Below are 19,520 nucleotides of genomic sequence, written 5' to 3'. Positions count from 1 at the left end.
GTTAAACTAAGTGCGCATGTACCCATTCTCTTGATCCACAGCCATTTGTGCCGCCTTGTTCAGGTAGTTGAAGGGTTCACTGAAGTTTGGCGAGAACAGCATATCTAGCATGGCCATTTGGTCGATCGTTCCGCCATTTTGCATAAGGGCCGAGACCACGTTGGCTGCCTGGGAGATATCGTGTTGACAGAGAAGCTGAATGCCGAGAATTTTTCGGGTATTCTTGTCGTAAACTAAATCGACCATCACGGGGTAGTGTTCTGGCATGAATTTTGGCCGATAGGGCCCAGCGTAAAGGACGTGGGCCGCGTTCAAATGAGCTGCCTTCGTCTGTGTCATTGTCAAGCCAGCGCGGGCCAGCGTGTGGTCAAAGATCAGGACCCCTGTGGTATTCTGTGTGCCTATCGTCCGTAACCGACGTTCAAAGGTATTGATTCCCGCTAAAGTTCCTTGCCGAATAGCGTGGGAAACCAATGGTGCATAGCCCGGCGCCTTTGTCTGATTATCGTGACTGACAGACGCGTCGCCCGCCGCTAGGATATCGGGGTTGGAGGTGTGCATGTAGTCGTCGGTCAGAATTGCGCCATTGGGCGCCATTTTGACCTGGCCATGCAACAGATCCGTTTGCGGAATAATGCCAGCACTGATGGCCGCCATATCGACTTCAAATTTACCCGCTTCAGTAGCGAGAGACAGTTTGCCTTCATCGGTATCCTCAAAGGCCGTCACCCGGGTATGTCGTAGCACATGGACGCCATGCGCCTTCAAAAGTCTGGCGACTACTTGGGATATTTCTGGTTCGACGTACTGGTCGAGTAAATGCGTGGGTTGCTGGATGAGCAGGACCTCGTGGCCAGTATTGGCATAACCCTCGGCTAGCTCGATACCGACATAGCCGCCACCAATAATTGCCACACGCTTCTGATTGGTGCTATAATCACATAAACTATGCGCCTGATTGTAAGTTTTGCAGAGAAGAACCTTGGGATTTTCAACGCCCGGAATCGCTGGAATTGCGGTCAGTGAGCCGGTCGCCATGATTAGTTTGTCATAGGTATCGGTTGCCATGGCCTTGGTTGCCATGTTCTGGACGAGTAATGTATGTTCGGAAGCGTTGATCCGGATGACATCGTGGTTAATCTGCATGGTCACGCCCTCGTCGGCAAAGTCGTCAGGCTCAACATAACGGGCGTCATCTAGCGATTTTACTGTGCCCTCGATATGTAGATAGGTTGCACAAGAGAGATAGGAAATGGTTGACTGACGCTCGTAAACGGTGATCTCGGCGTTCGGATAATTTTTTAAAATTTGTTTAACAGCGGCAATACCCGCGTGGGTACACCCAATGACGACAGCTTTCAATGTCATCAATCCTTTCTTTTTGTAACACCACTTTAACTTTATTATAGTATACTTAGGATATAGTTCACGTAAATATTTTATTTAGGGGGGTGCTTTTTTGGAACCAGTCTACCGTTACTTTGTTCAGCCACAGATTGACACCGATACGAAGACGATCTTTGGCTATGAACTTTTAATGAAACAGATGACACCAGAGGGTTGGCGCTTACCGGAATCATTTTCGGCGATTGATCCGCAAATCACGGCCGATCTGTTGGTTGCAACGACAAAAGTACTCTCGCTAAAAGTGCGCTATTTATCGGTCAATGTCAATCGCGAACAGCTGATGACTACGACCATTGCCAAGGCAATCATCAAAAGCCAGGAACAACTTTACCCGACGAAACTTGTCGTTGAACTGACCGAGGATGACGGCCCCCAACAGTATACGATCGCTGATCTATTGCCACAGTTGAAGACTTTTATCAATATGGGTATGCAGATTTCGTTGGATGATGTCGGGACGGGGGACAATTACTTTAGAGATATTCAGGAGTTGTTGCCACTCGTTTCCGAGATCAAATTCGCGCTGCAAAACTTCAACCGTGAGTTCAAAGATCCTCACATTCAGCAAAAGATTCGCTTCTGGCGCGCTATTAGTGCAGAGTACGGTTTGCGAATGGTGTTGGAGGGCATCGAAGATCATGCTGACAATCGACTGAGTAAGCAACTAGGGATTAAGTTGAAGCAGGGGTATTACTTCAGCAAGCCACAGTTATTGAAGTTACCACAGGATACTTGTCCGGCTTAACAAAAGTGTCAATTTGAAGCTAGAGAAATGCTGCTATAGCAGTGTTCTCTAGCTTTTTTAGACGATGAATGGGTATAAAAATATTTATAATTGAATATAGTAGAAATAATTTATGTATTCGATGGTATTCAGGTGGCATTACCTGTATACTGATGGCAGATAATGCGGCTAGGAAAATTGACGTAAGGTGTAATCACATGAAAAGTAATTGGCTTACTATCAAAGTGTAAGTACCTTTTGAAATAAGAACCGGTCACTTTCGGCTAGAATGGACTGATTTCACAACAGTTTGTTAGTGAACTTTATTAACTTCTAATCCGGTAAAAAGTGAGACAACGAATATGTAATGATTACGGAAAGGATTATGGAAGAAGGACTGCATCATGGCGGGGAAATGGTGGTTACACGTGTTGGTGGTCTTGACACTGGGATTCATCACTGGATTGATGGCGCAAGGGAGTTTCCAACGACATGTGAATATTGCGCAGGCGGCGACTGGCATTCCAGGCAAGGGTTCGCCCAGTGGGGCACCATTGGGTGGGTTTGGCCTTTATCTCAACACGGGATTTAACCTCCAGCCAGATGACCGCTACACGTCGGTGAATCGGAGTGTCATGTTGACGACAGCGACGGCCCATTCAATGGTGGACATTCTGATTCCCTTTGCGGGGGACCACTTTCAGTGGTATCAGTCCATTAATGATGGTAAAACGTGGAGTAAGGCGGACGCGGGGCAAAAGGCCGATCTTACAGTTACACCGACTCAGGTAGGCACTGTTTATTATCAGCAGTCCTTTCAGTACTATGTTGGGATGCCAATTATGTTTGTGACGCCGACTTATTTTTCACGGGTCGCGGCATTAACCACATTTCCACAGCCAATTCCGGCGACCGGACTGAAGGTGACTAGTGATCAGAACTATCTCTACAACAACCAGGGGACAGCCATGGTGACGTACGTTCACGGCACACCGACACCGACCAGCGCGACTGGGGAGCTGAGTTGGACGAGCTCTGATGATCAGTTAGCGACGGTGAACGAAGTCACTGGAGAAGTGAAGGCAAATACGACTGGTCAATCAGGAACGGTAACTATCACGGGAACACTGACGAATGATGATGAATCTACCGAGACGGATCAAGTCCCGATTGAGATTGGTGGTGGTCTGGTGGCCAAACAGCGCATAGCCGAAGGTCAGACGGCAACTTTCAGCGTCCAAGGCAGTTTTGCCGAAGCACCATCGGGAGTGGCTTGGCATCGCATCATTGACGGGAAAGATACAGTCGTGGCTCGCGGGAATGAACTGAGCTACACGACGGCCGCAACCAGTATGGCTGATAACCAAACAAAATATTATGCGATCGTTACGGTCAAGTCACCGGATGGTAGTATGCAGAATGTGACGACGAATCAATCCCAATTGACGGTAATTCCTGATGCAACGCCTAAAGTGACGGTGACTAACCAAGTGAAAGACCTGACTGATAACACAGGCAATACGGCGAGTGCGCTCACCAACGTCCTTAGTGGCGATATTTGTCAGGTGTCTGGTAGTTTTAAGGACGATAATCCCTATTCCCAATTGACGGATGGCGAGTTCTTAATTACACTGCCAGCTGGTGTTCAACCGACCGTTGATGTCGATGGTCGAGAGGTACAGTATGGGAAATACACCAGTGGTGACAGCATGAAGGTCTTGGTCACCGGTGTTGATTTTTCAAAAACTAAAACGCATACGTTTCGGGTGACGTTTACGTCGAATCAGACAGCCAATCGGACAATGACGACGTGGGGAGATTTAAGTGGTGAAGATGCTCAGCACAATAAAATCAGTACCTACTCGGGATTGCCACTGACACTGCAATTCACCGATGGTAAGCTTCATGTGGTAGCGAATGACGTGAATTTTGGTGCAATTACCACAACTAATCTGGGACAGGAGATTTCCGGGATTGCTGCCGGGGATGGGAACCTTCTGGACGTGACCGACAATCGACGTGATAAAGCAGCGACAACAATCGACTTGCGACAGGAAGCACCATTTAGCAATGGTCAGACGAATTTAGCGGCTGGCCTGAGTTATGATGCAGGTTTGGGGCAGGCCCCCTTATTGTTGACTAGTGTAGATCAGACGGTGGTATCGGTTGCCAATGGTGTGTCCGTTCCATCGCTTGGTGTGCGTCACGGGGAAGATTTGAAGGTTAAGGTGGCGACCGCGAATTTTCTACCGGGGAAGTACACCTCGCAATTAGATTGGACCTTTGTGACGGCACCGTAACGGATGATGTTTCATGTGAAACAACGACAGGCTATGCGTCGCAAAGTTGCTGACCCTTAGCATCGCCTGGTTCGCGAAATTTCGTGAATCAGCGGTCGGATAGTATAATGATTAAGAATGACGAGCTTTAGTGATGCAGTGCTGTTACTGAGCTATTTAGACAGAGATCTTAATCAGAAACTAAAAAGGAGCCATGCAACCATGAAGCACATCGTAACGGGTATCGTTGCCCACGTTGATGCCGGAAAGACCACCCTTTCTGAGGGGATGCTATACCGTTCTGGGGCATTACGGCAGTTAGGTCGCGTCGATAATGGCGACGCTTTTCTCGACCCCGATGACCTTGAGAAACAACGAGGGATTACCATCTTTTCCCATCAGGCCAGTCTGCGATACGGCGATCTTGACCTAACACTATTGGACACCCCAGGACACGTGGACTTTGCCTCACAGACGGAACAGGTTCTCAGCGTCTTAGACTATGCCATTCTGGTGGTTTCAGCTACCGATGGCATTCAGGGCTATACACGAACCTTGTGGCGATTACTGGACCACTACCAAGTGCCAACCTTTATATTTGTGAATAAAATGGATGCCGATACCGCTGACCGGGATCGTGTGTTGGCGCAACTTCAGCAGGTGTTCTCTGCCGGCTGTATTGCCTTTAACGATTCCGGTACGACGGACGGGACGATTCCGGCCGATGCGTATGAAGATATTGCCATGCAAAATGATGACAGTCTCGAGGCCTTCTTGGATACAGGTACCGTGGCGGATGATACCGTGCGGCAAATGATTCAGCGGCGTGAGGTGTTTCCCTGTTACTTTGGTGCGGCCTTAAAATTAGCGGGCATTGACGACCTACTGGCGGGGATGGAACAGTGGACACGTGAGCCCGAATCCCAAGTTGAATTTGGTGCGAAGGTTTTCAAAATTTCGCATGATGACAAAGGTGAACGGTTAACGTGGGTCCGTGTTACTGGTGGCGTTTTGGCCAATAAGGCGGTTATCTTAGACGCACAGAAGGTCAACCAACTCCGGGTGTATAACGGCGCAAAGTTTACCATCAAGCAAACGGTCACGGCAGGCGAGGTATGCGCAATTCCTAATCTGACCGGAACGCATCCAGGTCAAGGACTAGGAGAACAGGCCGCGGGGCGGTCGCCGGAAATTCAACCGGTACTGAACTATACGCTCGATCCCCAGGACCACGACATTCACGAGTGCTTGACGATTTTACAGCAACTGGAAGACGAGGACCCTCAGCTTCACGTGGCGTGGTCCAGTCACCTTCAAGAAATACGCGTCCAAATTATGGGGGCCGTACAATTAGAGGTTCTCCAGCAAATTTTGCACGAACGCTTTAACCTTGATGTTGGATTTGGCGAGGGTAGTATCCTTTATAAGGAGACGCTAACACAAGCGGTAGAAGGTGTGGGGCATTTTGAACCGTTACGGCACTATGCCGAGGTTCACTTGTTGATGGAACCCGCCCCGCGGGGCAGTGGTGTGACATTTGCGGCGAACTGCGACCTGGAAGTCTTGGGTAAGAACTGGCAACATCAGGTGCTAACCAGTCTACAGGCTAAGGAACACTTGGGTGTGTTAACGGGATCACCATTAACGGATGTGAAAATGACATTGATCAGTGGCCGTGCAAGCATCGTTCATTCAGTTGGTGGTGATTTCCGTGAAGCAACCTGGCGCGCCGTCCGTCAAGGCTTGATGATGGCAAAGGCGCAGAACCAGACGGTGTTATTAGAACCGTGGTATCGTTTCCGATTGGAAATTGGTCAAGACCAAGTCGGCCGTGCCATGACGGATATTCAACGCATGCATGGGAGCTTTGAAACGCCTGACGCGACGGCACCCACGGCAACGGGGGATGGGATGAGTATCCTGATGGGAACGGCGCCGGTGGCTGAAATGCAGGGTTACATTCAGGAGGTTAACGCCTACACGCATGGTCAGGGGCAGCTGGAGTGTTTAATCGATGGCTACCGGCCTTGCCACAATGCTGCAGAAGTCGTGACTGCACAAGCCTATGATCCTGTGGGGGACCTGGAGAATACGCCGGGGTCCGTCTTCTGTGCGCATGGCGCAGGCTATCCGGTCCACTGGGATGATGTGCCGGGGATGGCACACGTGGATTATGTGTATACGGCAGAGGCTTTGGCGAAATTAAAATAAATTTTGCCGTTAGGGTTTGAATGTATTAGTGTTAGCAGGCTACTGATTTGCCAGTAAATATGGTGATGGTAACCTGCTTTTTAGTTGCCGTCAGAACGGTAGAGCCAGAATTAAGGGTGTTGTAAGCGCTTGACATTTTAAAAAGATAGCATATTATGTACTTGAGTACTCAAGTAGTCGAATAAAGGAAATGATAAAAATGGCCATTGATAAACGTAAACGCAATCAGAGTGTCCGGGCACAGATTGTTGCGGATATTCAAAGTGATATTTTAAAAAACAGAGCAACCGGAGATAAATTGCCTTCTGAATCTGAATATGCAGAGCACTATGATGTCACGCGATCCACGATTCAAAAGGCTTTGAAGGATTTGGAAGATTTACAGATGATCGATCGTGTCCAGGGAAAAGGAAGCTTTGTTAAACTGAAAAATCCTAAAATTGATATGTTTAATTTTAAAGGGTTTTCAGATTACGCGCTACAAATTGGGGCAGAGCCCATCACAAAGGTGCTCAAGAAAGAGATTCTAGATGATCAAGAACTCGTTTTACAACGGTTGCGGGGAATCAAGTCGGGTGACCATACAATTCAACTGACTTTGGATGAATCACATCTCAACCTTGAATCGTTTCCAGGGTTGGATCACTACGATTTTGCCACACAATCCTTGTATCAAACGTTAAGAACTGACTTTAAAGTTTATCCGGCAACGGCTAACCTCCTCGTGTCGCCAATCATACCGACGGCTGAACAAGCTAAGTTACTGGAAGTGGCGGCTAACCAGCCATTGTTACAGGTTACCGGGCAGGTAAGAACGAGTGAAAATGAGTTGGTAGAAACGATCAAAGTTATTTACAGTAATCAATCTAATTTTAAATTTGTTGTTGGGGTTTAGGAGAAAGGGACGTCATTCGATGAAGAGAAGCAAAGATAAAGTCTTAGGAACCATTTATGGTCAAGCGATCGGCGATGCAATGGGTATGCCTTCCGAGTTGTGGCCAATTGAAAAAATTCGCCAGCAGTTTGGTGGTTTGATTACGAAGTTTTTAGATGGTCCAAAGAATAACGATATTGCGTTGAACTTTACTAAAGGACAATACACGGACGATACCAATCAAGCACTCGCTATTTTAGATTCCCTAATTGAAACGAATTGGCAACCCGATCAAAAAAACTTGGTGAAGCACGTTATGGCTTGGGCCGACGCTGTGGGGGCTTGGGAGAATAACATTTTAGGCCCCAGCAGTAAGGCAGCTCTGAAGGCCATCAAAGAAGGTCAAGACCCGGCACCTATCACGGCAACGGCCTTGACTAACGGTGCGGGTATGCGAATTGCGCCCGTAGGAACATTGTTTACGCCGGACCAAATCAATGAATTGGTTCAAATGGTCTACGAGGTTAGTCGAATTACGCATTCTAGCGACGTGGCTGTCAGTGGGGCTAGCATGATTGCTGGCGCTGTTACGGCCGCAATGGCAGATTATTCTTGGGACGATGTTGTGACATACGCCCTCAATGCAAATGATTTAGGTTATCAGTTGGGGAGCGCAACTTGGGCTGCCAAGACTCATGAACGGTTAGTATTAGGGGTTCGGCTGGCTCACGAGTTTAAGGATGATGAGACTAAGTTTAGCCGGGCAATCTATGAAGTAGTCGGAACGGGAACCATGATTTCTGAAAGTATTCCAGCTGCGTTAGCAATCGCCTACTACGCGCGGGATGTTAAAAAGTGTGCGTTGATGTGCGCCAATCTTGGTGGCGACACGGATACCATCGGTGCCATGGCAACGGCAATTTGTGGGGCAAAGAATGGGTTGAAGTCGATTGATCCAACTTGGATTCAGACGATTGATGAAGAGAATCCACAACATAATATTACGGCATACGCTGATCAAATTCTGAATTTTAAGACGCACTAGTCTTTGGAGGGCTGTCATCATGAACGATGAAATCGTAAAAATTTCTGATGCCGATAAAACGTTGACACCGGGGAAAATATTCTATAATTGGTTCGCCGCTAACATTGGTATTATGGGATTTGTTTACGGCGCAATGATTGTTTCCTATCACCTATCCTTTGTTCAAGCGATCTTTGCCGCCTTGCTCGGGGCCTTGTCGTTCTTAGTCCCAGGTTGGGTGGCCATGATTGGCCAGCGCGAAGGGATTACGACGTTTAAATTAAGTCGCGCTGCGTATGGGACTCATGGCAATAAAATTCCCAATACCATTGCGTGGGTCAATATGGTTGGTTGGCTATCCGTCAACGTGATCACGGGGACGATGCTCTTAATCTCTATGTATGGGGTTCTCAATATCCCAACGAACACTTTTACGCGAGCTGTCGCGTTAGTTATCTTTGGCGGACTGGTAATTCTGTCGGGACTGTTGAAGGAAGCCACACTTGCTAAGATTCAAACTTGGTTGAGCTACATATTTGGGGCCTTGACTGTCGTTATCTTAAGTCTCTTCTTGATGAAGGCCGATTGGCACGCTGCATTTAATTTACCTAGTGGGAGCTGGGTCAGCGGTTTCTTACCGGCAGTTAGTATCGTTGCTGCTGGTTCCGGAATTTCCTGGTCAATGGCAGCCGCCGACTGGGGGGCCTACGTTAAGCCGTCGACGCGGCCATCCGCGACTTTCTGGGGAACGGCAATGGGTGGCGCTGCACCGCTGTTCATCTTGATGGCGGGGGGCATCTTACTCAGCACGATTGAGCCATCCTTGGCAACGACTGGGAATCCCTTTGGCGTGATGTATTCGGCACTGCCCAGCTGGATTGGGGTGATTTACTTCCTGGTTGCCGCCGGCGGATTAATTCCCCAATGTATCGTTTCACTACGATCAGCGCGAATTAATCTAGCTACTATGGGGATTCAAGTCTCTCAGAAGACATCCTTGGGGATTCACGGGGCAATCGTGATTTTGATTCCAGTTTACGTTCTGTTTATTTCCGGTAACTTTCTTTCAAACTTCGAACTCTTCTTGAACTTCTTGGGGATTTGCTTGGCAAGTTGGGTAGCTATCTTCCTGTGTGACAGTGCGATGTTTAGAAATGATGGTTATGAATTGAATTTAATGAAACCGGATTCAAACACGCATTATAATTGGGGTGGCATTATCTCTTGGGTAATTGCGACGGCAACAGGTTTCATGTTTACGAATAATGCCATTTGGAATGGGCCACTTGCCCATGGCATCTTTAGAAACAATAGCTTGGGTGTTTTTATCTCGGCAATCGTTGCGATCGTCTGTATGTTTGTGGTTAAAGCTATCGGTCGGCCCAAAGTTACTGAGGAGGTTCACTCATGAGTAAAGCTTTAGTCCTCGGTGCAGCGTTTGTTGATGTCGTTGTCAACGTTCCTCGCCTGCCATTTTCGGGTGGGGATGTTACGGGAGAGCTCCAATCGTACCACGTTGGGGGTTCGGCATTTAATGTGTACGGCGCTATTCGGCATTCGAGTCAGGCTGCGAATCTATTTGTACCAGTCGGGGTCGGGCAGTACGCTGACCGTGTCAGAAATCATCTGACCAGTAAGCATATTCCTTTAAGTCTACCGGTAAACGGTGCTGATAATGGCTGGGATTTATCGTTAGTCGAGCCGGACGGTGAGCGCAGTTTCTTAACGATTGATGGCATCGAACAGCAATGGGAAAGCACTTGGTTTGATCGCATCAATATGACGGATTACGCCTACATTTATATTAGTGGCTATGAGTTGGAGAATGCTCAGTCAGCGAAGATTATTTTAGATGCATTGAAGTACAAGGCGTTAAATGCCTATGTCCTCTTTGATACGTCTCCTCGAATTGGCCAGATAACGCCAGATGTTCTGAAGGGGATTTTAAGGGATCATGTCATGGTCCATTGCAATGAAGACGAAATCGCGCAAGTGATGCCTGCCGGGGATACCCTGACGGCAAAGGCGCGAAAAATCTTTAACTTAACGCACAGTCCAGTTATCATTACTCTAGGTGGTAAAGGCACGTACTACTACGATGGCCAGACGGAAGAAACACTGGCAGCTGAGCAGGTGTCGGTCGTCAATACGATTGGTGCTGGTGATACGCATTGCGGTGGCTTGATTGCGAGTCTAATGGCTGGTCAATCGTTAAGAGACGCGATTGGCCAAGCCAATAAGCTATCTGCTCAAGTCGTTGGTCAGGAGAGTGGCAGTCTTTATTAATGCTGTGCTAAAGGAAAATTTTGACGAGAGTGGAACAAAAGACGGAGTTTGGGGTTTTGTCCCAAGCTCCTTTTTGTTGCGAACGACACCGTATGTGGGACGCCTGCTTGGTGGATGCAATCACGACCTGTCGACCTGCGTAAATTTTGAAGAGACGTCCTGTTTTTTCTTGAATCGGAGGTAATGACTTGACCTTACACCGGCCCTAAGGTGTAGGCTAGGGTCATTAAAAATTTAGGAGCGTGAGTGATTTTGACAAAGACATGGCTGATTACGGGAACTTCAACGGGTTTTGGAAAGTCTCTAGCGATTTATTTGGCACAAAAGGATGACGTGAACTTGGTGGCCACCGCCCGTCACACCGATCAACTAGGTTATTTGGATCAATACGATCATGGCCAAATCTTAAAGCAGACCTTGGATGTGACGAACCGCGATGGTATTGCGACGGCCGTCAAAGCCACTACGGATAAATTTGGCAGTCTCGACGTGCTCATTAATAACGCCGGGTTAGGTTACTTTGGGACTTTCGAGGAAAGCGATCGGGACGCCGTTCGTTACATGTTTGACGTTAATGTCTGGGGCTTGGTCGACATGACGCGTGCTGTATTGCCAACGATGCGGGCGCAAAAGTCCGGTATCATCGTGAACTTCTCTTCGATCGCCGGTCTGGCCTCATTCCCAACACTGTCCTTCTACCACGGGACTAAGCATGCTGTTGAAGGGATCACGGATTCCCTAGCACAAGAAGTTGCTGACCAAGGGATCAAGTTCATGTTAATTGAACCAAGTGGCTTCCGGACTGACTGGGCAGGTCGTTCTTCTCAAAAGGCTGAACCTAAGATTGCCGCTTACAAGAAATTTGCGGACAATATCGAAGGGAGTGCCACTGGTGCACACCACGAACCAGGTGACCCTGACAAGGCCGCAGCCATCATTTACGACCAAGTTACCAATCATGCAGCTGACTTGCCACTGCACTTACCACTGGGCAAGTTTGCATCCGATATGGCTATCGCTAAATACGAAAAGTCATTAGCTGAATTCAAGGCAGAACGCGATCTATCAATTTCCGCAGACCAACCAGAATAAATAAAGTTATCGCCACCGTGGGCAAGCTTGCTACGGTGGCTTTTCTATGTGCGTGAATGTTTCATGTGAAACAACGATGGTCACCATGAAGTGCTATACTTAACCGTATCTTGGGGACTTGCAGGCGATCCCTTTACCAACATTGCCGTCGATGAAGGAGAATTTTTATGCGAATAAATGTCTTACAGCACACCCCCAATGAGGGACCAGGGGTCATTGCAGCCTGGGCACAGCGTCAAGGACATGATCTTTACGTTTATCATCCCTACCAGTTCGGTCAGCTGCCAACGGCCGATGAAACGGACTTTCTGGTAATTCTAGGTGGACCGATGAGTCCCAATGACGACTTACCGTGGATCAAACAGGAACGACAGTTGATTCACGAGTTACTGAGCCAGAATGTGCCAATACTAGGAGTCTGTTTTGGTGCGCAGCAAATTACCAAAACGTTGGGATATCCGGTGACTAAGGCCCCAGCTAAGGAGGTTGGCTGGGTACCGGTGTATCGGCAGACGACCGTGATTCCAGGACTCCCTAAACAGCTCAATGTGTTGCATTGGCATGAAGAAATGTTTGCCATCCCTACCACGGCGCAGCTGCTATTTTCAAGCGATCGGGTCATCAATCAAGGTTATGTCTTAAATCACCGAGTGGTGGGGCTTCAGTTTCACTTGGAGCCCGCAGCGGATATTCTGACCACAGCTGTACCGTCTGAAAATCAGCAAGCCATGTATCGGATTCTGGATTATATAACCGGCTAAAAGGCCAAGAGACCAGGTAATTCGCGGACAGCGAGTTACCTGGTCTCTTTGTTACTAATTATTATTAATAACAAAAGGGTGGTGCCAATAAGGCGTGCAGCGGCATGAGTTATAACGTTTTACCCAAAACGCTTGCCCTTCCGTCAGCAATCCTGTAAACTGACAATTACACAAATTATGCAAACGCTTTAACGATTAAGGAGTAACTTCATGAAAATAAGTAAAAAAGTCTGGTTTGACGCCATCGGGGTGGGACTCTTCACGCTGGTCTACAGCCTGATCATGGGTGGTCTGTCGCTGTGGATGGGGGCTGCGGCCTTTATCGCCGTTTCCTATTTCTTCGGCGCTGGGTTTCCCAAGGATAAGCTTTGGAACATTCTAGCTAGTTTTGCCCTCGGCATCATCTGGGGTCTCGTTGCCTTTCGACTGTTGCAGGTGCCAAGTATTGCGCCACTCTGGCCTAGTGCCATCATGTTTGGCCTGCTGACCTTTCTAGCTCTGTTCCTACAAGGGACGATTCTAAAATTCACGATTGTTCCCGCATGGCTGATTGCTTGGGGAACCACAATGCTGATTATCACGAATGTGGCCGTGCATAACTGGTCGCTCTTCGTGATCCAGCTCTACGGGTCAATGCTGTTAGGAATTTTTGTGATTGGGTATGCGTCCGACATCTTTAATCGCATCATGTTCCGTTTCTTTCCGGAACGGAAGCAGGACGGCACTGAGGAGATGCACAAAGAAGAACTAGAATGAAAACTAAAAAAATTATAATTTCATCAACAATTTGGTTAATAGCCGCTATCGTATGCTTGTTTCTCAATATAAATGCACTCTTTATTGGTGTAACCGTTGGCTGGGTTATATACTTGATTAAAATTTTGAAGTCGGTTTGAAATTAGTGAAATGCTAAAGAATAATCGGGTTATAAGGTGTCCACATAAAGAGGTTAAACGTCATGAAAGCTCCCACAATTATTAGACAAGCAAATCTAATAGTTGTGGGAGTTTATGTAGTGAATTTATTGAAGTGACTTTATGCCGCCAGATAACAGTGATACGATGAGTGCATTGCTTCGGGAGATTTTTGTAGCCGAAGGACGTCAGATTACGCAGAAGTTCAAACAGATGGCTATGGCTTCGGCGCTCTTGATGAGACTAGAAATGGGTGCCGTGATTATCCGTGAGGTTTTTGCAGATCATTTGCGGAACAAGGATTTTTTTATGACTGTCGTGCAACGGACCGATCCATTCTGGATACCGTCCGTCGCACAATAGGGACTTAACGACTAAGTGAGGTGTTTTCATGCAAATTACAGAAGGTTATATGCCATTTCAAAAGTATCGCACGTATTATCGTGTCGTCGGTGACCTCAGCTCGGGGCTAACACCATTATTGCTCCTTCACGGTGGTCCTGGGTCAACGCACAATTACTTTGAAGCATTCGATGCACTAACGGAACGTACCGGGCGTCCAGTTGTGATGTACGATCAGCTCGGTTGTGGCCAATCTGATATGCCGGATGAGCCCGGTCTCTGGCAGGCGGCTACTTGGATTGCCGAATTACAGGCGTTGCGTGAGTACCTGGGGTTAGATCGGGTGCACCTGCTGGGACAGTCTTGGGGGGGTATGCTAGCTATCATTTACCTGTGTGACTACCAGACTCAGGGCGTCCAAAGCTTGATTCTGGCCAGTACGTTATCCTCCGCAAAGTTGTGGGAACAGGAACAACATCGCATGATCGGCTTCATGGTGCCGGACGACCAAGCAGCAATCGCTGAGGCCGAGGCAAGTGGGGACTTTACGACCCCAGCCTACCTGACGGCGAATCAGCACTTCATGACACGCCACGCCGCGGGCCCTATCACGACGGCATCACCTGAATTTTTACGCCGACCCAAACGTAGTGGGACGGCTGCGTATACGACCGCTTGGGGGCCGAATGAATATTTTCCAACGGGCACTCTCAAGAGCTACGAGTATACCGATAAATTGGCACAACTGGACCTACCAACGCTGGTGACTAGTGGTGTCAACGATCTCTGCACCCCATTGGTGGCTAAGACCATGGTGGATCACCTGCCACACGCCGAGTGGACGCTCTTCGCCCACAGCCGGCACATGGCTTTCATCGAAGAGACCCCGGCCTATCTGGATCGTTTGACCGGATGGCTTTCTAAAAAGGATTAAAGAAAACCCGCGTCAACTGGCCATTGTGGTCAGTTGACGCGGGTTATTTGCGCGATTAAAGGTCATTGGCATTAGCCATCATCTGTTCCATGACCCGGTCGAGGGTATCGAGGTCGGCTTGGGGAATTCCGGCTGTGACTTGAGTGCGAAACGCCTCGGCTAGGGGAATACTCTTGGTCAAAAGTGCTGTGCCAGCTGGCGTTAGTGCCAGCAAGCGGGCGCGGTGATCCTGTGCGCTGACAGCAACCGTAATCAAATCAGCCGTGCTCAGCTGATTGACAACCTTGACCATGCTAGGACCGGTGATTCCGACGAGTTCGGCGAGGTCTCGCTGTCGAATTTGCTGGTGTTGGTCGATGTAGTAGAGGGCCATCCAGGCGCTACGATTGATACCCATGGGGGCCAATGCGTCGTTAAATTTGCTGGCGAATAGCTTGCTGCTACGGGATGTAATGCACATGATGCAGCTGTCTAAATCGAATTGAGATGTTGTCATTGTCAGTCACCACCCTCGGGAAATTATGATTTTATTATACCATTATTCCTTTCAAAATAGATAGTTAGCTAACTATTGACTTTGCTCAACGATTCGTTATACTGAGGATGTAAGCGCTTTACAGATCATGGAATAGGGGGCTACACCAATGGAAAGATATAACGCAACAGCCAGAAAGACTTTATCCAGTCTACAAGTTGACGTCCATTCCCGTGGCGTACACACTACCATCGACGAGCCTGAGAGCTTGGGTGGAACCAACACAGGGATGAACCCGGTTGAGCTGGTTCTGAGTTCGCTGGGGACTTCCTTACAGGAGACCGCAGCAAAATTAGCATCTAAAAACAAGTTCACTTATGAGCAAATGACGGTCAACTTAGAAGGCGATTTGGATGCAGCCGGATTTATGGGCGATCCAGATATCCGAAATGGGTTCCAAGAAATTCGCTATAATTTACAGTTCAAGACGACCGAATCCCAGGCCGCGTGTGGGGCCTTTGCTGACCTCGTGGCAGCCAATTGCCCCATTGAAGACATGCTCAGCCATGGGGTCACAGTAGTGCTAGACCAAGTCGAAATCGTCTAAAGGAGGCCTTCAACATGGCAATGGAAACGTTCAAAGTCCAAGTAACCAGTATGGATCAACCGAATGAATATCAAGCCGCTGTGCGGGACTTTAAGGTCAAGCTAGCGCCAGATTCAACTGCAGCTGTAAGTTCTCACGAGGCAATTCTACAGGCGTTAGGCGCGTGTGAAGCCATCGTGATGGCCTCTTTCAACAAGCAACAAGACTTTACTTACCGCGACTTTTACTACACGGTGGAGGGGACTAAGTCTGGGGATGCCAAACGACCAGGCATGGATCGAATTGGCGTTGCCGTTCACTTGAATACCGATGAGTCCAAGCAGAAGTGTCATGAGTTCATGGACTTTGCGGAGAATACCTGTCCTGTGATGGATAATCTGACCAATACGGTGCCTGTTAAACGCACCGGAGTTGCGGTTGTTTCTTAACTAATTTAGCAACAACCAGGCAGTTTTCCAGTGAGTGGGAGGCTGCCTTTTTTGTACAATGTTTCATGTGAAACATCGGGGGTATCCCCAAAAATGTTAAAGAGTTTCTTAAATCGGGGAAAAAGCTGCGACAAATTCTGGGATTTTTACATTAGTAATAGTGTAAGGCAAATTTAACTTCAAGCGGAAGACTTCGGGACAAGTACCCTGAAGCGTGTCGAGGAGATCACGACAGAACCGCACAGTGACTAACGAACTTTATCGCATAAAAGCCTACCAGGATGGGCCCCAGTAGGCTTTACGTTTGCAATCAAAGTTCCGGAATATCCATTTCATTGATACGACTGTGTCGGCGCGCATAGAACAGGATACCCATTCCGGAGAAGACTAGGACGACGGCGCACAGGACCAACATTTCCGGGATTGCGGAATTACCAATCATCAACGTTTCGCGTAGACCGTCGACCGAGTAACTCATCGGTAGCCATGGATGGATCGCACGGAAGAAATTGTTGGTCAGTTGCAAAGGGTAAGTTCCCGCCGAACCGCCCAGTTGGAGGACTAGCAGAACCATGCTGAAGAAGGCACCGGGCTTGCCTAGTACTAGGTTGAGCCAATAGACGATACTCATGAAGGCGCCACCGGTGGCTAGCAACATCGTAAACGTTGCCCACGGATGAATTGGCGCTAGACCATCGATTGTTGCCAGTAGACCTGTCATAAAGAGGGCTTCACCGAACACAAAAGCGGTCATGATTGAAGCCTTACCGAGCCACCAGCCCCAGCCGCTCCGAGGATACTTTCGGGGCGTGTACATGTCAAACATCAGATTGAAGGCCAATGCGCCCACAAATAGGGAGACGGACATCATGTACGGCGCCATTCCCGTCCCATTATTCGGGGCGCTGTCGGGATCGCTGTGTGCTGTGGTCGCGGGGTGAGCAAACTGCTTGTAGGTCAGCTGAGAGGGATGAACGGCGGCACGGCGACCAGCACGATGGAGCGTTGTTGCTAATTTGGCATTTCCAGACTGAACCTTGGCTGCACCGGATACGGTCTGTGCAGCACCGGTTGCGAGCTGATTAGTGCCAGAATGAAGAGCATCTGAACCAGCTGTAGCGCTGATCATCGCGGCTGTCAGCTTCGGACCGTTAGCGACCAGTGTGGCCAGTCCGGTGTTCAGTGTGTCAGCGCCGCTCGCAAGTTGACTAACGCCCACTTGGAGTTGCGGAGTCTGCCGATTCAAGCTAGTGAGGCCGGTTGTGAGGGCGGTCACGCCCGTCGTCAAACTAGGGGTCTTGGCAACGAGCCGTTGGCCACCTGATGCGAGCTGTCGACTACCAGTGACGAGCTGGCCAGTTCCCTGAGTGAGCTGCTGCCCCTTAGTCGTGAGCTCATGCGTTCCCGACGCGAGTTGTGCGGCGCCTTTGGCCAGTTGGGTTGTGCCACTGGTCAGTGTAGGTGTCGAGGTAGCCAGTGTACCGATCCCCGTGTTGAGTTGTATTAGGGCCCGGTTGGCTTGTTGGATACTGCTGGTTAAGGTTGCGGCGTTAGTCGTTAGAGCGGTTAAACCGGTGGTTAGGTTAGTTTGGGCGCTCACGGCCTTGGTGAGGGTGTTCTGGAGGCCGGAAACGGTCGCGTTGGATGCCTTGAGGTCAGCTAAGTCGTGACTCAGTTGCTTGGCGGCTGATTGGGCTGTGCTGGTGTCGCTGGTGGTAGTGGTGCTGTCGCTGGCGGCTTTAAGCATTGCCGCTTTTTGAGCGCCAGTCAATCCCTGAGCGTCCGCAGTTGCCGCAAGCTTGCTCTGTAGCGCGGTGTTCTGACGACGGTTATCGCTATTCAGGGTATCGAGGGCTGTCTGGAGTTTAGCGGCGTCTTGCGTCACCGCGCTGTTAGTTTGCTGGTTAACTGCGAGTTGTGTGACAGCTTGCTTAAGCTGCTGTTGTTGACTCTGAGAAGATTTCAGCCCGGCTTGCAGTTGCTTGAGGCCGCTGGTGAGAGCGGTACTGCCGGTTACTAGCTTTGTAAAGTTGCTAGTTAATTGCTGGCTACCCACGGCCAACTGAGAGGTGTGACTGCTTAATTGTCGAGTTGAGGTCGCTAAACTCGTGATCTTTCGGCTGAGTGTTTGCGCACCGGTATTGGTTGTAGCAACACCGGCGACATATCGCTGCGTCCCGCTGTTGACAGTTTGGCTCCCGTCATCGAGTTTTCCGGCTGCAGTCGCCAGTTGGGTGGTGCCTTGGGTGTAGGCATTTACACCGCTGGCGACCCGCCGACTCCCACTTGCCAGTTGCTGGACGGCGGTTATCAGGGTGTTGGACTTGCTGAGCAGGTGATCCAGGCCGGTAGTGAGTTGTTGGCTGCCGCTGTGCGCTTGTTGTACGCCGCTGACGTATTGATTGAGCTTAGTGGTGATCGTGTTTTCGCCATTTCTTAAGCTCACCGTGCTGGCGGCGAGAGTGTTTAGTCCCGTCGCAATCTTCTGATCGGCCTTGGTAAGTTGCTGTCCGCCCGTTGCTAGCTGATGACTACCCTTGCCAGCGGTTGTTAACCCAGTACCAAGTTGTTTGATTGTCGCAAACATAGTCTTGGCGTAACTTTGAGTAACGGTATCGCTAACCGACTGTGCGGCGGATTTTGCGGCTGTGGCAGTCAACTTCGCCGCAATAAAACTGTGACCGGCACTCGTTTCATCATGCAGGATCATCTGGTGAGGTGTTGCCTGCATCAGAGTCGTCGCGTCGTGCGAAAAGTTTTTGGGAATCGTGATGACCATGTAATAGGTGCCGTTTTTAAGCCCGTGCTTGGCAGTTGCCTCGTGACTGACGGGGATGAATTTCATGGCCGTCGAGTGCCTGAGGTTAGTCGTTAAATTTTGTCCAGCTGCGAGTGTCTTTCCCTGATAATGCACGGCGTGATCCTGATTGACGACAGCAATCGGCAAGTCATTCAGCTTGCCATACGGGTCCCACATGGACTTAAGAAATGTGACGGCATAAATTGATGGGATCAACATGATTACTGCCAATACGATCAATAGTAACTTGTGTTTGATTAAATAACGCCATTCGGCTCGAATCATCGGTGACTCCCCCTTTGATGTGGTACGCTAGGGTCAAAATAAACCTCATGTGTGGCCAAAGCATAAACGTCTCATGA

The 19,520-nt window shown here is 49.0% G+C and carries 17 protein-coding genes; 14 read left to right on the top strand and 3 right to left on the bottom strand.

The features are described from left to right. Nucleotides 1-6: 6 nt before the first annotated feature. Nucleotides 7-1,368 (bottom strand): FAD-dependent oxidoreductase, encoded by a 1,362-nt coding sequence (locus ACKTSF_RS07815; RefSeq protein WP_407888231.1) that lies wholly within the window; start codon nucleotides 1,366-1,368, stop codon nucleotides 7-9. Nucleotides 1,369-1,459: 91 nt separating this feature from the next. Between ACKTSF_RS07815 and ACKTSF_RS07810 the strand changes: the two genes are divergently transcribed. From ACKTSF_RS07810 to pepI, 12 genes are all read left to right on the top strand, one after another. After that, complete coding sequence (locus ACKTSF_RS07810; protein WP_407888229.1) at nucleotides 1,460-2,152, top strand: EAL domain-containing protein; 693 nt, start codon at nucleotides 1,460-1,462, stop codon at nucleotides 2,150-2,152. Nucleotides 2,153-2,535: 383 nt separating this feature from the next. Then, the gene (locus ACKTSF_RS07805) at nucleotides 2,536-4,431 is read left to right on the top strand and encodes a hypothetical protein (RefSeq protein WP_407888227.1); all 1,896 of its coding nucleotides are present in this window, start codon (nucleotides 2,536-2,538) and stop codon (nucleotides 4,429-4,431) included. A 201-nt stretch (nucleotides 4,432-4,632) separates the two neighbouring features. Next, nucleotides 4,633-6,621: a GTP-binding protein gene (locus ACKTSF_RS07800; protein ID WP_407888225.1), complete on the top strand. Its 1,989-nt coding sequence runs from the start codon at nucleotides 4,633-4,635 to the stop codon at nucleotides 6,619-6,621. Nucleotides 6,622-6,820: 199 nt separating this feature from the next. Then, complete coding sequence (locus ACKTSF_RS07795; protein WP_407888223.1) at nucleotides 6,821-7,516, top strand: GntR family transcriptional regulator; 696 nt, start codon at nucleotides 6,821-6,823, stop codon at nucleotides 7,514-7,516. Nucleotides 7,517-7,535: 19 nt separating this feature from the next. Further along, nucleotides 7,536-8,540, top strand: a complete 1,005-nt coding sequence (locus ACKTSF_RS07790) for an ADP-ribosylglycohydrolase family protein (protein ID WP_407888221.1) — start codon at nucleotides 7,536-7,538, stop codon at nucleotides 8,538-8,540. A 19-nt stretch (nucleotides 8,541-8,559) separates the two neighbouring features. Then, nucleotides 8,560-9,930, top strand: coding sequence for a purine-cytosine permease family protein (locus tag ACKTSF_RS07785; protein ID WP_407888219.1), 1,371 nt, complete (start codon nucleotides 8,560-8,562; stop codon nucleotides 9,928-9,930). Next, nucleotides 9,927-10,805, top strand: coding sequence for a PfkB family carbohydrate kinase (locus tag ACKTSF_RS07780; RefSeq protein WP_407888217.1), 879 nt, complete (start codon nucleotides 9,927-9,929; stop codon nucleotides 10,803-10,805). The genes ACKTSF_RS07785 and ACKTSF_RS07780 overlap by 4 nt, the downstream gene beginning before the upstream one ends. Before the next feature lie 249 nt (nucleotides 10,806-11,054). Continuing rightward, nucleotides 11,055-11,897: an SDR family NAD(P)-dependent oxidoreductase gene (locus ACKTSF_RS07775; protein WP_407888426.1), complete on the top strand. Its 843-nt coding sequence runs from the start codon at nucleotides 11,055-11,057 to the stop codon at nucleotides 11,895-11,897. A gap of 167 nt (nucleotides 11,898-12,064) precedes the next feature. Further along, nucleotides 12,065-12,658 (top strand): type 1 glutamine amidotransferase, encoded by a 594-nt coding sequence (locus ACKTSF_RS07770; protein WP_407888215.1) that lies wholly within the window; start codon nucleotides 12,065-12,067, stop codon nucleotides 12,656-12,658. Nucleotides 12,659-12,868: 210 nt separating this feature from the next. Beyond that, nucleotides 12,869-13,414 carry a DUF1097 domain-containing protein gene (locus ACKTSF_RS07765; protein WP_407888213.1) on the top strand — a complete coding sequence of 182 codons (546 nt, stop codon included), beginning with the start codon at nucleotides 12,869-12,871 and terminating at the stop codon, nucleotides 13,412-13,414. A 305-nt stretch (nucleotides 13,415-13,719) separates the two neighbouring features. Next, complete coding sequence (locus tag ACKTSF_RS07760) at nucleotides 13,720-13,935, top strand: hypothetical protein (protein ID WP_407888211.1); 216 nt, start codon at nucleotides 13,720-13,722, stop codon at nucleotides 13,933-13,935. Between the two features lie 28 nt (nucleotides 13,936-13,963). After that, nucleotides 13,964-14,848, top strand: a complete 885-nt coding sequence (pepI, locus tag ACKTSF_RS07755; protein ID WP_407888209.1) for a proline iminopeptidase — start codon at nucleotides 13,964-13,966, stop codon at nucleotides 14,846-14,848. 55 nt (nucleotides 14,849-14,903) lie between these two features. On the opposite strand, the gene ACKTSF_RS07750 is transcribed toward pepI, so the two are convergent. Beyond that, the gene (locus ACKTSF_RS07750; RefSeq protein WP_407888207.1) at nucleotides 14,904-15,308 is read right to left on the bottom strand and encodes a MarR family winged helix-turn-helix transcriptional regulator; all 405 of its coding nucleotides are present in this window, start codon (nucleotides 15,306-15,308) and stop codon (nucleotides 14,904-14,906) included. Nucleotides 15,309-15,492: 184 nt separating this feature from the next. Here ACKTSF_RS07750 and ACKTSF_RS07745 point away from each other — a divergent pair, with 184 nt between their 5' ends. Together ACKTSF_RS07745 and ACKTSF_RS07740 are read left to right on the top strand one after the other, a co-directional pair. Continuing rightward, entirely contained in the window at nucleotides 15,493-15,930 is a 438-nt protein-coding gene (locus tag ACKTSF_RS07745; RefSeq protein WP_407888205.1) for an OsmC family protein, read from the top strand. A gap of 14 nt (nucleotides 15,931-15,944) precedes the next feature. Beyond that, nucleotides 15,945-16,358 carry an OsmC family protein gene (locus ACKTSF_RS07740; RefSeq protein WP_407888203.1) on the top strand — a complete coding sequence of 138 codons (414 nt, stop codon included), beginning with the start codon at nucleotides 15,945-15,947 and terminating at the stop codon, nucleotides 16,356-16,358. 310 nt (nucleotides 16,359-16,668) lie between these two features. Here the strand turns inward: ACKTSF_RS07740 and ACKTSF_RS07735 are convergent, their stop codons facing one another. Beyond that, nucleotides 16,669-19,443 carry a YhgE/Pip family protein gene (locus ACKTSF_RS07735; RefSeq protein WP_407888201.1) on the bottom strand — a complete coding sequence of 925 codons (2,775 nt, stop codon included), beginning with the start codon at nucleotides 19,441-19,443 and terminating at the stop codon, nucleotides 16,669-16,671. Between the last annotated feature and the right edge of the window lie 77 nt (nucleotides 19,444-19,520).

The sequence above is a fragment of the Levilactobacillus muriae genome (genome assembly GCF_045862015.1).
Lineage (GTDB): Bacteria > Bacillota > Bacilli > Lactobacillales > Lactobacillaceae > Levilactobacillus > Levilactobacillus muriae.
This window is presented reverse-complemented; position numbering and strand designations above follow the sequence as displayed.

Excerpts from the sequence above, each read along its gene's own strand:
- ACKTSF_RS07815 (WP_407888231.1), bottom strand. The coding sequence starts at position 1,368 with ATGACATTGAAAGCTGTCGTCATTGGGTGTACCCACGCGGGTATTGCC.
- ACKTSF_RS07805 (WP_407888227.1), top strand. The coding sequence starts at position 2,536 with ATGGCGGGGAAATGGTGGTTACACGTGTTGGTGGTCTTGACACTGGGA.
- ACKTSF_RS07800 (WP_407888225.1), top strand. The coding sequence starts at position 4,633 with ATGAAGCACATCGTAACGGGTATCGTTGCCCACGTTGATGCCGGAAAG.
- ACKTSF_RS07795 (WP_407888223.1), top strand. The coding sequence starts at position 6,821 with ATGGCCATTGATAAACGTAAACGCAATCAGAGTGTCCGGGCACAGATT.
- ACKTSF_RS07790 (WP_407888221.1), top strand. The coding sequence starts at position 7,536 with ATGAAGAGAAGCAAAGATAAAGTCTTAGGAACCATTTATGGTCAAGCG.
- ACKTSF_RS07785 (WP_407888219.1), top strand. The coding sequence starts at position 8,560 with ATGAACGATGAAATCGTAAAAATTTCTGATGCCGATAAAACGTTGACA.
- ACKTSF_RS07780 (WP_407888217.1), top strand. The coding sequence starts at position 9,927 with ATGAGTAAAGCTTTAGTCCTCGGTGCAGCGTTTGTTGATGTCGTTGTC.
- ACKTSF_RS07770 (WP_407888215.1), top strand. The coding sequence starts at position 12,065 with ATGCGAATAAATGTCTTACAGCACACCCCCAATGAGGGACCAGGGGTC.
- ACKTSF_RS07765 (WP_407888213.1), top strand. The coding sequence starts at position 12,869 with ATGAAAATAAGTAAAAAAGTCTGGTTTGACGCCATCGGGGTGGGACTC.
- ACKTSF_RS07760 (WP_407888211.1), top strand. The coding sequence starts at position 13,720 with ATGAGTGCATTGCTTCGGGAGATTTTTGTAGCCGAAGGACGTCAGATT.
- pepI (WP_407888209.1), top strand. The coding sequence starts at position 13,964 with ATGCAAATTACAGAAGGTTATATGCCATTTCAAAAGTATCGCACGTAT.
- ACKTSF_RS07750 (WP_407888207.1), bottom strand. The coding sequence starts at position 15,308 with ATGTGCATTACATCCCGTAGCAGCAAGCTATTCGCCAGCAAATTTAAC.
- ACKTSF_RS07745 (WP_407888205.1), top strand. The coding sequence starts at position 15,493 with ATGGAAAGATATAACGCAACAGCCAGAAAGACTTTATCCAGTCTACAA.
- ACKTSF_RS07740 (WP_407888203.1), top strand. The coding sequence starts at position 15,945 with ATGGCAATGGAAACGTTCAAAGTCCAAGTAACCAGTATGGATCAACCG.
- ACKTSF_RS07735 (WP_407888201.1), bottom strand. The coding sequence starts at position 19,443 with ATGATTCGAGCCGAATGGCGTTATTTAATCAAACACAAGTTACTATTG.